This window comes from Mesorhizobium australicum WSM2073, from assembly GCF_000230995.2.
Taxonomy (GTDB): Bacteria; Pseudomonadota; Alphaproteobacteria; order Rhizobiales; family Rhizobiaceae; genus Mesorhizobium; species Mesorhizobium australicum.
In genome coordinates this window covers 2,658,963-2,672,422 of record NC_019973.1, presented here as the reverse complement: position 1 = coordinate 2,672,422, position 13,460 = coordinate 2,658,963, and the positions used below count along the sequence as shown (strand labels likewise).

Below are 13,460 nucleotides of genomic sequence, written 5' to 3'. Positions count from 1 at the left end.
CACCGGCGCCGTCACGCTCCTCCATGTCGAGATGGACAGTGGCCAGACCTGCCGCCCGAAACCGGCGCCGAGGTCGGCCTGCGGGCCGAACCCGGGCATCTGCACTTCTTCGACCAGGAAGGGCGGGCGATCTGATCTGCCGCGCCCCGGCGTTCTATTCCGCCGCCAGTGCGGCGACTTCCCGCCGAAATGGCAATGCGTCGCCGATGTCAGGTTCGTCCAGCTCCCGGGCGAAGCGATGGCCGGCATAGGTTGCCCAGGCGATCGGCCCCGGTGCTTCGGCGTCGCCAATGACCTTGACCGAACGGATGCCGTTGTCGCCCCACTCGTTTTCCCGCGCCTTGAGCTCGCGCCAAACGGCGTCGTCCTGATTGCGTGACGTGACCAGGACGACGGCATCGGCCGCCAGATCCTGTTTAGCGCCGGTGTAGACGCAGGCCGTCACGACGCCACCTGAAGCGACACTCGTGACGGTCCTGTTGAGGACGATATCGACGCCGAGTTCAGCCAGGCGGCGGTGAATGGCCCCTTGCTCCAGCGTGTTGCGGGTCCAGTCCGAGACATAAGCCGATGGCGTCACCAGGGTCACCTTCGTTCCCCGAAGCGCCATCAGCTCGGCGAGAACGCCGCCCATGTAATAGTGGTCGTCGTCGAACAGCACGACCTTGCCGGCCGGAACCTTGCCGGCCATCAGATCGTCGGGTGAGTAGACCGGCATCGCGGCGTCGATCGGCATCGGCACGACATGGGCACGCGCGACGCCGTCGCGGCGCCAGGTCGATCCGGTGGCAATGGCGACGTTCTGGAAGCCGAACGAGAGGATGTCACCGGCCGACAGCCGGCTTTCGAAATAGATGTCGACATTGGGCATCTGGCTGAGCTGATACTGCCGATAGTCGCGCACCCTGCCCCAGGCCGACAGGCCTGGAAGTTTGCTTTCGCGCGCCACGCGTCCGCCAAGCTCAGTGCCCGCTTCCGCGATGGCCACTTTATAGCCGCGCAGGCCGAGCGCACGCGCGGCCTCCAGTCCGGCAGGCCCGGCGCCGACGATCAGGACGCTGTCGCTGTCGCCTTTCGCCTGCATGCGCTCAGGATGCCAGCCTTTGCGCCATTCCTCCATGAAGGTCGGGTTCTGCGTGCAGCGTGAGATCGACATGGTCATGTCGCCGGTGATGCAGATGTTGCAGCCAATGCATTCGCGGATGTCCTCGATGCGGCCCTCCTCGACCTTCCTCGGCAGGAAGGGATCGGCGATCGACGGGCGCGCGCAGCCGATGAAGTCGAGCGTGCCCGACCGGATCATCCTGACCATCACGTCGGGCGAGGTGAAGCGGCCGACGCCGACGACCGGCTTCGAGGTCAGCTTCTTGATGCCCGACACCAGGCTTTCCTGCGCCGCCTCGTCCTTGAAGCGTGACGGACCCGAGCAATCCTCCCAAGCGCCGTGCGCGAGATCCCAAAGATCGGGCAGTTCGGCATGCATCTCGATCATGTCGCGGACTTCCGAATTGGCGAAGCCGAGTTCACCGATCATCTCGTCCAGCGACAGCCTGAGCGTCAGGCCGCACGTGTCGCCAATCGCGTCGCGCCCTTCCTCGATCAGCTCGCGCATCAGCCGCGAACGGTTTTCCAGCGAGCCGCCATATTCGTCACCGCGCTGGTTGGTGGCCGTCGATAGGAAATGCTGGATGATGCCGAAGCCATGCGCGCCATAGAGGCAGACAAGGTCGAAACCCGCCTGCTTGGCGCGTTTGAAGGCATTGCGGTGCCAGCGGCGCAGGTCGCGTATGTCCTCTCTGTCCATGGCGCGCGCCTGCACCGGATCATTGGTGAAGGTGCGGATCGGCAAGGCCGACGGCCCGCGCGGCACCTCCTTGGTGTAGAGGTTGGGACCGTTGATCCCGGAATAGGCGAGCTGGATGCCAGCCAGCGCCCCGTGCTCGTGCATGGCCTCGGCCATCTTGGCCAAAGCCGGAATGTCGGCGTCATCCCATAGCCGCAGTTCGATGAAGGGCGTGATCTCGGAGGTATGGTGCATCTCCGTCTGCTCGGTGAAGATCACGCCCCAGCCGCCTTCCGACTTGATGCGGCGCATCTCTGCCGCCGCCGATGGATCGCGATAGCCACCGCCATTGCAGTGCGGAACCTGATAGAAGCGGTTCCTGGCCGTCACCGGACCTATCTTCATCGGCTCGAACAGGATGTCGTAGCGTGGGTCGCGCATGTAGCTTCCTCCCTGCCGGCTCGGCACCGCCGGTGCTGCCGAGACTACTCATAAGTTCGAGCCGGCGCGGGAAAACTACGGATTTCTTCTGTGCCGATTAGGACGCGCCTAATCGCGCGCGCCGGCGCGAATTAGTCTGCGTTGAACCGGGGCTGAGCGAAATGCGACTTCAGAGCATCGGCGGCATGATGCTAGACAGCCAGAACCCGACCGAGAGACAGAAAATGGACAGCATCAGGATTCTCGAACGGCTGATCGCATTCCCCACGGTGAGCCGCGACTCGAACCTCGACCTGATCGGCTATGCGGCCGACTTGCTCGAAGCGAGCGGCGTTGCCTGCCAGATCGTCCACGGCGCGGACAGGCACAAGGCCAACCTCTTTGCCACCATTGGCCCGGCAGGCAGACCCGGTGTCATGCTGTCCGGCCACACCGACGTCGTTCCCGTGGACGGCCAGAACTGGACGCTGCCCCCATTCGAAATGACCGAGCGCGACGGCAAGCTCTATGGGCGCGGCGCGGCGGATATGAAGGGTTTTGTGGCCTCTGCGCTCGCGATCTGCATCAAGGCCTCCAGGATCGCGCTTCGGACGCCGTTGCATCTGGCGCTCTCCTGTGACGAGGAAGTCGGCTGCCTGGGCGTGCGCGACCTGATCGAAATGCTGCGTGCGGCGCCGCAACGCCCGCTGCTGTGCATCGTCGGGGAGCCGACCAACATGCAGGTGGCGACCGGGCACAAGGGCAAGCTTGCCGCTCGCGCCGTCTGCAGGGGACGCGAAGGCCATTCGGCGCTCGCCCCGCTGGCGCTCAATGCGATCCACCTCGGGTGCGATTTCGTGCGCGCCTTGCGTGACGAACAGGAACGGCTGGCCCGCGACGGCGCCCGCGACGGCGACTACGACATTCCCTACACGACGGTTCATGTCGGCAAGATCAACGCCGGTGTCGCGCTCAACATCGTGCCCAACCTCTGCCACGTCGATTTCGAGATCCGCAACATTGCCGCCGACGACGCCGCCAGCATTCTCGACAGGCTGCGCGCCGCCGCGGTGCGCATTGCCGAGGACGCCGCTTCGATCGCGGCAGAGGCAGCGATCGACATCGAGATCACCAACACCTATCCGGGCCTCGACACGCCGGCCGCATCGGAGGCGGTGGCTTTCGTCAAGTCGCTGACCGGTGCCAACGACACGATGAAAGTCGCGTTCGGCACGGAGGGCGGATTGTTCAGCCGCGATCTTGGCACGCCTGCAGTCGTCTGCGGGCCGGGCTCCATGGCGCAGGGACACAAGCCCGACGAATTTGTCAGCGTCGAACAGCTGCGTCGTTGCGACGCGATGCTGGACAGATTGCTGGAACGGCTCACGGACGGCTGGCCGTGAGCCGCATGGCAGGCCTCACTTCACGATGCGCTCGGTACCGAAGACGCCCTGCTCGACGACGAAGCGGCGACAGTGGTCGATGAAGGCCTGCACCGTCAGCGTGCGATGCTCGGCGTTCGGCAGGGCAATCCCTATGGTCAGCGGCCTGAGGTCGCCCAACAAAGGCACAAAGACCAGCAATTTGCCGTCCGGCGACATGGTGTTAAGCGGCCGCATATTGGCGATGCCGTAGCCGAAGCCGTTGGCGACCATCGAGCGCATCACGGCGATGTCGCCGGTACGCTCGACGATCTTGGGCCGCAGGCCCCTGGGCTGGAAAGCCGACAGGAAATATTCTCTGCTGTAGGGCAGGTCAAGCAGCACCATCGGCTCATCGACCAGTTCCTCGGGCGTGATACCTGCCTTCGCCGCCAGGCGATGCGCGGCCGGCAGCATGACATAGGCCGGCAACTGCATCAGCGGCTCGAAAGTCATGTCTTGCGACAGCTCCAGATCGTAGGTCAGCGCGGCGTCTATTTCGCCACGTTGGAGCATCTCGAACAATTGCCCCTGGTTGCGCTCGAATTGCCTGACCCGCACATCGGGATAGGCGTCCTCGAATTTCTTGCGCAGTGCCGGCAGCACGATCTGGGCGAAAGTGAGCAGGCAGCCGATCGCCAGCGGTCCGCGCACCTTTTCGGCGATATCCCCGGCAATGTCGTGCAGCGCATCCGCGTCGTTAAGCAGACGCGCTGCTTCCTTGAGGAACAGGCGCCCGCCCGCCGTCAGCGCCAGCGCGTGCGAATGCTTGCGCACGAAAAGCTGCACGCCGAACTCGGCTTCGAGCTGAGCGATCGACGCCGAGATCGATGGCGGCGAGACATTCACCTGCTCGGCCGCCTTGGCGATCGAACCCGCTTCGCCAACGGCGACGAAATATTCAAGTTGTCTCAGCGTGAAGCGAAGCGGCATGGTGACTATGTTGCCGGTTTGCAGCCGGCGATCAAGTCGCGGCCGCTTCTCAATATTTTATCCAGGTAGTCTTCAGCGCGGTGTACTTGTCGAGCGCGTGCAGCGACAGGTCGCGCCCGAAGCCGGACTGCTTGAAACCGCCGAAGGGAGTCATCGGGCTCAGCGCATCGACGGTGTTCACGGAAACCGTGCCGACGCGCAGCCCTTCCGCGAGACGATGCGCCCGCGACAGGCTGTCGGTCCACAGCGACGCGGCCAGGCCGTAGACGCTGTCGTTGGCGATGCGAAGCGCCTCGTCTTCGGTGTCGAAGGCGATCACCGACAGGACCGGACCGAATATCTCGTCGCGCGCAAGCGGGTCGTCGGGCGAGACGTCGTCGAAGATCGTGGGCTGCACAAAACTGCCGCGCCCGTCGACGGTAACCCGGTCGCCGCCGGTCACCAGCCGTGCCGACTTCTTGCCGCCATCGACGAAACGCATGACGGTCGCCGCGTGGCGCGCGTCCACCATCGCACCCATCCTGGATGCAGGGTCGAGCGGATCGCCGGGCTGGGTCGCCGTCGCGCGCTGCGCCAGTTTCTCGACGAGCGTATCCTTGATGCCGCGCTCCACCAGAAGCCGGGAGTTGGCCGAGCATACCTGTCCCTGGTTGAAGAAGATGCTGAAGGCGGCCATGTCGGCTGCCGCGTCCAGATCACCGCAATCGGCGAACACCAGATTGGGGCTCTTGCCACCGGTCTCCAGCCAGACCTGCTTCATGTTCGACTGGCCGGAATATTGCAGGAACATCTTGCCGACAGCGGTCGATCCGGTGAAGGCAAGGCAATCCACGTCCATATGACGGCCAAGCGCCTGGCCGGCCGTCTCGCCGAGGCCGGGCACCACATTGAGCACGCCGGCGGGCAGCCCTGCCTCCATGGCAAGCTCGGCCAGCCTGAGCGCCGAGAAAGGCGACTGCTCGGCGGGTTTGAGCACCACCGAATTGCCCGCAGCCAGCGCGGGCGCACATTTCCAGGTCGCCATGTCGAGCGGAAAGTTCCACGGCACGACGGCGCCCACGACCCCGAGCGGCTCGCGCCGTACCAAAGCAAGGTCGCCTCGGGCCGTCGGCGCCACCTCGTCATAGACCTTGTCTATCGCTTCGCCATACCACTGGAAGATCGCCGCCGACCCCGGCACGTCGACGGTCGCTGCGTCCTTGACCAGCTTGCCCATATCAAGAGATTCCAGCAGCGCGAGCTCCTGCAGGTTCTCGCGCAGCAATTCCGCCAACCGCAGCAGCACCCGTTTGCGATGCTGAGGGGTCGCTCTCGACCAGACGCCGGCCTCAAAACTGCGACGTGCCGCGGCGACGGCAAGGTCGATGTCCTCTTCGCCGCAGGAAGCCACCTCAGCGAGCGTTGCTCCGGTGGCCGGATTGATGCTGGTAAATGTTCTGCCGGAACGCGCGGGCATTGCCTTGCCGTCGATGAACGCCCTGTCGCGAAAACGGATAGCCGAGGCTTTGCTGATCCAATCCTTATGACTGAGTTCGCTCATGCTGGCTCCAGATTGTCGAACTACTCATCACCGGGAACGCCGTAGCTTGGCGCACCGGACGGGTTGAGGGCGCGCGTGACATAAGCATCGAGCTGGGGCTTATAGATGTCCCACAGCATTGCCAGCTGCTCGACCGGACACCCTTCGGTCCAGTCGCAACGCAGGTCGGCGACGGGCCATGACACATCGCTTACCAGTTTCATGCCTGCGGAGCGGACAGGCCCCGCCTCGCCGCCGGCCTTGAGCGCGGCTCGCATGGTGGCGATCAGCCGGTCGCCGAGATCGCCTTCGGAGGCGAGAAAGGCGTCCACCATGGCTTGCGGAACCCTATCACTGGCAAGCAGGTTGCCGCCGCAGGCGACGTCCTCGCCGCGCGCCTCGCTCCAGATGCCAAGCGCTTTCGGTCCCGAATGGATCGCGCTTCCGCCGGCCTTGTCGACCGCCAGGACCTGCCGGTATTCGCTGAAAGCAGCCGTGCGCTTCAGGATCGCGACGGCTTCGGCGGCGGAGGCGCCTCGCGCCATCAGCTCCAGCGCCCGTGGCCCGAGCGTCGGGTCCGTGACATTCTGGCTGGCAACGGCGCCGACGCCGGCCTGTGCATAGGCGCAGCGGGCCGCGACCGCGGGGGATGACGAGGATACCGCCACTCCGAACATGCCGGTGCGCCGGCACCGTGCGACGATGGAGAAGGTCATGGCGCTCAGTCCGGAATTACGGCCGTGCCGTCGATCTCGACCAGCCATTCCGGCCTTGCCAGGGCCGACACGACAAGGCCGGTCGAAACCGGATAGACGCCCTTGATGTATTCGCCCATCGTTCGGTAGACGGCTTCGCGATGGCGGACATCGGTGATGTAAACCACCACTTTCACCAGATGCTCCATGGTGCCGCCGCATTCCTCGATGAGCTGCTTGATGTTCTGCATCACCTTGTGGGTCTGCTCGACCGGATCGTGGCTGGCGATATTCTTGGCGGTGTCGAGATCCTGCGGGCACTGCCCGCGCAGATAGATCGTCCGGCCACCCCGTGTGACGACTGCCTGGCACAGATCATTGTCGAGCTTCTGCTCGGGATAAGTGTCCTTCGTATTGAAGGTACGAATTCGGGTATGCTTCATCTTGATCTCCATCAGGTCGGGCTTGCGGCGGCGGTCAGGCGTCCACGGTCTCGCGCTTAGCGGCGGCGTGATAAGCGAGATATTTGCGCTGCGTCGAAATACGGTCGGCCACGTGCTTGGCATCGTGCCATACGCCCCAGATGAAGCTGGAACCCCTTCGCGACTGCCAGGGGAGGCCCAGGAAATAGATCCCTGGCTCGGTCGAGACGCCGCGCTGGTGCCTCGGCCGGCCCTGCTCGTCAAAGGCATCGACCTTCAGCCAGCTGTAATCGACGGCAAAGCCCGTCGCCCAGATGATCGAACTTATCCCGGCTTCGGTCAGATCGAGCTCGAGGATCGGATTGGTCACGCAGTCCGGGTCAGGACCGATCCGGCGGGCAGCGGGTTCTTCGGGAAGGTCGAGACCGTTGCGCGCGACATAGGCGTCGGCCTCGTCCAGCAATGCCATCAGATTGGCATCACCGCGGGCAATGTTTTTGGCAAGATCGGGCGCGAAGGTCATGGCACCGTCCTGGTACGCCCTCGTCATGCCAACGAGCGTAAGCCCCTGCGCCGCCAGACGGCGAAAATCGATCGTTTCTCCGCCCCGCGCACCGCTCACCGCGATCGTGACATGCTCCGTGCCGGGTCCCGGAGTTTCGAGGTCCCATTTGCCGAGAACGCCCAGCCACCAGCAGAAGTCGCGGCCGCGATAGGCGCGCGGCGGGCGGTCGTGCGCGCCTACCGAGAGATAGACGCGTTTGCCAGCACGCTGGAGTTCGTCCGCAATCTGGACGCCCGAGGATCCCGCGCCGACCACCAGCACCGCCCCTTTCGGCAACTGCGCCGGGTTGCGGTAGGCGCTGGAGTGGATTTGCAGGATGCCGGCATCGGCAGGAACGACGGGCGGGATGACCGGGACCTGGAAAGGGCCGGTCGCCGCGACAACGCTGTTGGCCTCGATCACGCCATCGGACGTCTCGACACGGAATCCGGGCCGCCCTATGTTTCTTCGCACAAGCCTGACCTCGACGCCGCAGCGGACCGGCGCATTGATCTGCTTTGCGTAAGCGACAAAATAGTCGGCGACCTCTTCCTTGGAGGGAAAGCCATCGGGGCCTGTCACAGGAAATTCCATGCCCGGGAAGCGGTCGTGCCAGGCCGGGCCGTTGGCAACCAGGGAGTCCCACCGCTGCGAGCGCCAGCGCTCGGCGATGCGGCCGCGTTCGAGAACGAGATGCGGCACCCCGCATTTGCCCAGGTGCTCGCTCATGGCCACCCCAGCCTGGCCGCCGCCAACGACAAGCGTGTCTATCGTCTCAACCGACATGCCCAGTCCTTTTCTGACCATCCGACAGCTCCCGCCGCACGCGATGAAACCGATTTCCGGCGGCCGGCAAACGCAGCCCCGGGAGATCCATTTCGCCGTGTTCCGGACAGGCCGTGCGCCATCCGGTCGCCTCCCCATTGGCGGTCACAAGTAGCAGCACGTGCCGGTGGGCGCCCATAACGAATCTCCGAAGTCACGCGTAACCATTTCCGAATTTCTCGTGCCGATGGACGCATCTACAGTTTCAGCGGCCGGATCCGCAGCGCCGCATGAGCTGGCCGCGAAGCCGGGCACGTGTCGGCACCGAATTGTTGCGGAACAGGATGCAGCCTCGCAGCGGCCCGTTCGGCAATGCCACGAGCCGGCATTCTCGAGGGGCTGGCATGAAGACTGAGAGCTATGATTACATTGTCGTCGGCGCGGGTTCGGCCGGATGCGTGGTGGCCAATCGGCTGAGCGCCGATCCGTCGGTCAGGGTGTGCCTGGTAGAGGCAGGCGGCAGCGACAACAGCCCGCGGGTAAGGATTCCGGCGGGCATTCTGTCGCTCTATGGCAACCCGAACTACGACTATTGTTTCGTCGGCGTGCCGCAGCCCCATCTCAACAACCGCCGCATTCCGGTCAACCGGGGCAAGGCGCTGGGCGGATCGAGTTCGATCAACTCGATGGTCTATATTCGCGGCGCCGCGCAGGACTATGACGAGTGGGCCGGGCTCGGCTGCGCCGGCTGGGCTTACAGCGACGTGCTGCCGGTGTTCAGGAAGCTGGAGCGCAACCTGATCGCCCAGGACCCACACTATCACGGCACGGACGGCGAGCTCATGGTCGACAATCCGCGCGATCCGAACATGCTTTCCAGCATGTTCGTCAAGGCCGGCAAAAATGCCGGCCTGCCCGCCAACGACGACTTCAACGCCGAGAGCCAGTTCGGCCTCGGCATCTACAACGTCACCCAGAACCGGGGCCAGCGCTTCAGCAGCTTTACCGCCTTCATGCGTCCGGTGCTCAATCGCGGGAACCTGACGCTGCTCAGTGCATGCGAGGTGGTCGACCTTGTCATCGCCGAAGGGCGCGCCACCGGCCTTCGGGTGCGCCTCGACGGCGAGCAAAAAATACTCGCGGCCAGCCGCGAGATCGTGCTCTGTGCCGGGGCCATCAACTCGCCCAAGATCCTGATGGCATCCGGCATCGGCCCCGCGGACGAGCTGCGGCAGATCGGCATCACGCCGATTCTCGATCTGCCCGGTGTCGGCAAGAACCTGCAGGACCATGTCGACGGCATGATCACCGTGCGCTCCAGGAGCACCAGGACGCTCGGCCTGTCGTTTGCCAACCTGCCCCGCATCGCGGCAGCGCCTTTCCAGTATTTCGCGCGCCGCAAGGGAATCCTCACCACCAACTATGTCGAAGCCGGTGGCTTTGCCAAAACCAGGCACGCGAACGGCCTTCCCGATGTTCAGTTCCACTTCGTGCCGGGCTATCGCAGCCATCGCGGCAGGCTCATCGAATATGGCCACGGCTACGCCATTCACACCTGCGTTCTCAGGCCGAAAAGCGTTGGCGAGATCAGATTGTCACGGGACAGTTCTCGCCGTGACGTTCTCATCGACCACCGCTTCTTCGCCGACGAGGACGACGCCATGGTGCTTGTCGAAGGCATCAAGATCGCGCGCAGGATCCTGGCCGCATCCGAGTTCGATGCGGTGCGTGGCAAGGAAATGCTTCCGGGCAAGGATGTCAGCCGCGACGACGAGATCCTGGCCTATCTGCGCGCCGAAGCTCTGACCGTCTACCACCCTGTCGGAACCTGCAAGATGGGGACGGACGCGATGGCGGTCGTTGATCCGGCGACGCTGAAAGTGCGAGGCGTGGACGGTCTCCGGGTCGCCGATGCGTCAGTCATGCCGAAGCTGATCGGCGGCAACACGAACGCGCCAAGCATGATGATCGGACAGAAGTGCTCGGAGATGATCCTGGGCTCGGCGTATCGCGGCGAAAGGTAACGATCCGCTCCGCCTTTCAACATCGTCGGCAGTTCAGCGTTGGCAACGCCGACCTGCCGACGACCGTTTGTGTTTCCTCGAGATTGCTCTCAATGATCCTCATCGATCTCGTCGTGCAAGAGGCCGAGGATGCGGCGCTTGAGGGCGATGAACTCGGGTTCGAGGATCACATCCATCGAACGCGGCCTTGGGATGTCGACCTTGATCTCGGCCTTGATCTTGCCGGGCCGGGCCGTCATCACCAAGACTCGATCGCCCAGGACCAGCGCCTCGTCTATATCGTGAGTAACGAACAGCACCGTCTTTTGCTGCCGCTCCCAGACGCGCAAAAGCAGTTTCTGCATGGTGCCGCGCGTCTGGCTGTCGAGGGCGCCGAAGGGCTCATCCATCAACAGAACGGCCGGATCGTTGGCAAGGGCGCGCGCGATCGCCACGCGCTGCTTCATGCCGCCGGAAAGCTGGGCGGGGTAGTGGTCGGCAAACGGCGCGAGGCCGACTTCGTCGAGATACTGGTCGACGATCTGCTTGCGCCGCCCCGCCGGCAGGCCTTTGCGCTTGGGTCCATACTCGATGTTGGCGCGCACGGTGAGCCAGGGAAACAAGGTGTAGCTCTGGAACACCATGCCTCTGTCTGGACCCGGTTCGATCACTTCCCTGCCATCGACCTTGATGCTGCCTGAAGTCGCGTCGTTGAGGCCGGCCGCAAGGTAGAGCAGGCTCGATTTGCCGCATCCCGAAGGGCCGACGATGACGCAGAATTCGTTCTTGGCCACCTTCAGCGACACATCGTCCAGCGCCAGCACGCCGTTGGCGTCGCCGTAACGCAATGTCACGTCCTCAACGGCCATCGTCGTGCCGGTCGAGCGCGGATCGCCGATCGTCGCGGCCGTGCCGGCCAGATCGTTCGCCTTGATGGTCTCGCTCATTGCTACCCTTGATCCGACTGCGGTTTGCGAGCTTGCGTTCAAGATCAGGATGCCCATGGCGCGACCCTGGCCCGGATGATGCGGAACGCCGTGTCGGTGATAAGGCCCAGAAGCCCGATCGCGGCGATTGCCATGAAGATCACATCGACCTGGAAGCCTCGCATCGCCTTCAGGCTGATATAGCCGAGGCCGCTCGACGCGGCGACGAGTTCGGCCACGACCAGATAGGTCCAGGCCCAGCCCATGGTGACGCGAAGCGTGTCGAGGATGGCTGGAAGCGCGGCCGGGAAAATGACGTGCCACACCGCTTCGCTGCGCTTGGTGCCCAAAGTGTAGGAGGCGTTGACCAGGTCCCTGGAGACGCTGCGCGCACAGTCGGAAATCATCACGAGCTGCTGGAAGAAGGTGCCGAAGAAGATGACCGCTATGCGCTGTTCGATACCGATGCCGATCCAAAGGATGAACAGGGGCACGAAGGAGGTCACAGGGAGGTAGCGGATGAAGTTGACCAAGGGCTCCAGCGGCGCCTGCACCACCCGATAGGTCCCCATCCACAGCCCCAGCGGCACCGAGATCAGCGAGGAGACGATGAAGCCCAGGATCACCACCTTGGCGCTGGTGAAAGTGTGGTAAAAAAGGCTGCCGTCCTGGGACATGCGATAGGTCGTCTGCAGCACGGTTCCGGGCGTCGGCAGGAACATGTTCGGCACGACGCGGCCATAGGACAGCAGCGCCCAGCCGCCGATCACGACCACCCACATCGCCAGCGCGAGTGCCGTTGCCGTGCTGGCGGGAATGTTGGCGAATGGGGTCGTCAGGCGTGTCCACGCCGTCCGCCTCTGTGCCATGGCATGGCCTCCGTTGATTTTCTGAAGCGAGAAGACTCCGGCCTGTCGGTAAACCGGGGTCGGCCCAAGCGGACCGACCCCGGTTTCTCGAAGGCTCATTGTTCCCTGATGAAGTCGGTATCGAGGATGGTTTTCGCGTCGATCGTCATCTTGAGCTTGCCGGCCTTGCCCCAGATGTCCTGCGCGAAATTCACCAGCTCGGACGCCTCGCTCTTTTCCGGCGTACCGAAGAATTCCAGGTTGCGATCGCGATCGTAATAGCGCACGCCCTTGGCACCGGCGGCGAAATCCTCGGGCTTTTCGAGATAGCCGCCAATGCCCTTGGCCATGATCTCATAGGCCTTTTCCGGATTGGTCTTGATGTATTCAACCGCTTTGTAATAGCCCTTGACGAGGGCCTTTACGTCCTCGGGATGTTTTTCGATCAGATCGCATTTGAGGGCGATCACGTCCACGATCAAGCCAGGGGTGGTCGTGGAATCGATCAACACCTTTCCCTTGCCGCCCTTGCGGACCTCGGTGAGGTGCGGCTCCCACGTCACGGCGGCGGGAACCTGGCCGGCGATGAAGGCGGTCGCCGCGTCATCGGCGGTCATGTTGGTGATGGTGACGTCGTCCTCGGTCATGCCTTCCTTTTTCAGGAGCACGTTGAACCAGAATTCGGAAACGGAGCCCTCGTTCAAGGCCACCTGCTGGCCCTTCAGATCCTTGAGCGACTTGATGTCGGGCTGCGTGACGACGCCATCACCGCCGTGGCTGTCGTCGAGCGCAAGGACGTATTTGAAGCAGAGATCGTCCGAGCGGTACTTCATCAGCTCGTCTACGGTGGAGGCGGCGCCATCGAGATCGCCGCCGGCGACCGCAGCCATGTAAAGCGCTGATTCTTCTATGACCTTCAGGTCGACGTCGACGCCGGCCTCCTTGAAGTAACCGAGGTCGCGGGCAAGAAACAGCGGCCCGTAACCTACCCAGGTCGTCATGCCGAGACGGATGGCGCCCGCATTGGCGGGAGCTGCAAGCCCCAGGCCCAGCAGGCCTGCGCCGACCGCGCCCATCAGGCAGTTTCGAAATGTCTTCATTGTCGTGGTTCCCCTATGGCTGTTGCCGGCATCGGCCTCATTCTCGCGGCCTATGCCGGTTGCGTTTCGGCAGCCGCTCTT

At 63.8% G+C, this 13,460-nt stretch carries 11 protein-coding genes; 2 read left to right on the top strand and 9 right to left on the bottom strand.

What is annotated here, in order from left to right; genetic code table 11:
- Positions 1 to 154: 154 nt before the first annotated feature.
- Positions 155 to 2,224: an oxidoreductase gene (locus MESAU_RS12790; protein WP_015316461.1), complete on the bottom strand. Its 2,070-nt coding sequence runs from the start codon at positions 2,222 to 2,224 to the stop codon at positions 155 to 157.
- 224 nt (positions 2,225 to 2,448) lie between these two features.
- On the opposite strand from MESAU_RS12790, the gene argE reads away from it, so the two are divergent.
- Positions 2,449 to 3,606 carry an acetylornithine deacetylase gene (gene argE / locus MESAU_RS12785; RefSeq protein WP_041163727.1) on the top strand — a complete coding sequence of 386 codons (1,158 nt, stop codon included), beginning with the start codon at positions 2,449 to 2,451 and terminating at the stop codon, positions 3,604 to 3,606.
- Between the two features lie 15 nt (positions 3,607 to 3,621).
- On the opposite strand, the gene MESAU_RS12780 is transcribed toward argE, so the two are convergent.
- Genes MESAU_RS12780 through MESAU_RS12760 form a run of 5 tightly spaced genes read right to left on the bottom strand, consistent with a single transcriptional unit; the run spans position 3,622 to position 8,523 of the window.
- A complete protein-coding gene (locus MESAU_RS12780) occupies positions 3,622 to 4,557 on the bottom strand; it encodes a LysR family transcriptional regulator (RefSeq protein ID WP_015316459.1) in 936 nt (311 codons plus the stop codon).
- 49 nt (positions 4,558 to 4,606) lie between these two features.
- Positions 4,607 to 6,097 carry an aldehyde dehydrogenase gene (locus MESAU_RS12775; protein ID WP_015316458.1) on the bottom strand — a complete coding sequence of 497 codons (1,491 nt, stop codon included), beginning with the start codon at positions 6,095 to 6,097 and terminating at the stop codon, positions 4,607 to 4,609.
- A 20-nt stretch (positions 6,098 to 6,117) separates the two neighbouring features.
- Positions 6,118 to 6,792, bottom strand: coding sequence for a DUF1028 domain-containing protein (locus MESAU_RS12770; protein ID WP_015316457.1), 675 nt, complete (start codon positions 6,790 to 6,792; stop codon positions 6,118 to 6,120).
- Between the two features lie 5 nt (positions 6,793 to 6,797).
- Entirely contained in the window at positions 6,798 to 7,214 is a 417-nt protein-coding gene (locus MESAU_RS12765) for a RidA family protein (RefSeq protein WP_015316456.1), read from the bottom strand.
- 34 nt (positions 7,215 to 7,248) lie between these two features.
- Positions 7,249 to 8,523: a flavin-containing monooxygenase gene (locus MESAU_RS12760; protein ID WP_041163726.1), complete on the bottom strand. Its 1,275-nt coding sequence runs from the start codon at positions 8,521 to 8,523 to the stop codon at positions 7,249 to 7,251.
- 383 nt (positions 8,524 to 8,906) lie between these two features.
- Here MESAU_RS12760 and MESAU_RS12755 point away from each other — a divergent pair, with 383 nt between their 5' ends.
- Positions 8,907 to 10,526, top strand: coding sequence for a GMC family oxidoreductase (locus MESAU_RS12755; protein WP_015316453.1), 1,620 nt, complete (start codon positions 8,907 to 8,909; stop codon positions 10,524 to 10,526).
- A gap of 89 nt (positions 10,527 to 10,615) precedes the next feature.
- On the opposite strand, the gene MESAU_RS12750 is transcribed toward MESAU_RS12755, so the two are convergent.
- From MESAU_RS12750 to MESAU_RS12740, 3 genes are all read right to left on the bottom strand, one after another.
- Positions 10,616 to 11,374 (bottom strand): ABC transporter ATP-binding protein, encoded by a 759-nt coding sequence (locus tag MESAU_RS12750; RefSeq protein ID WP_167331150.1) that lies wholly within the window; start codon positions 11,372 to 11,374, stop codon positions 10,616 to 10,618.
- Between the two features lie 122 nt (positions 11,375 to 11,496).
- Entirely contained in the window at positions 11,497 to 12,300 is an 804-nt protein-coding gene (locus MESAU_RS12745) for an ABC transporter permease (RefSeq protein ID WP_015316451.1), read from the bottom strand.
- A gap of 95 nt (positions 12,301 to 12,395) precedes the next feature.
- Complete coding sequence (locus MESAU_RS12740) at positions 12,396 to 13,379, bottom strand: ABC transporter substrate-binding protein (RefSeq protein WP_015316450.1); 984 nt, start codon at positions 13,377 to 13,379, stop codon at positions 12,396 to 12,398.
- Positions 13,380 to 13,460 lie beyond the last annotated feature (81 nt).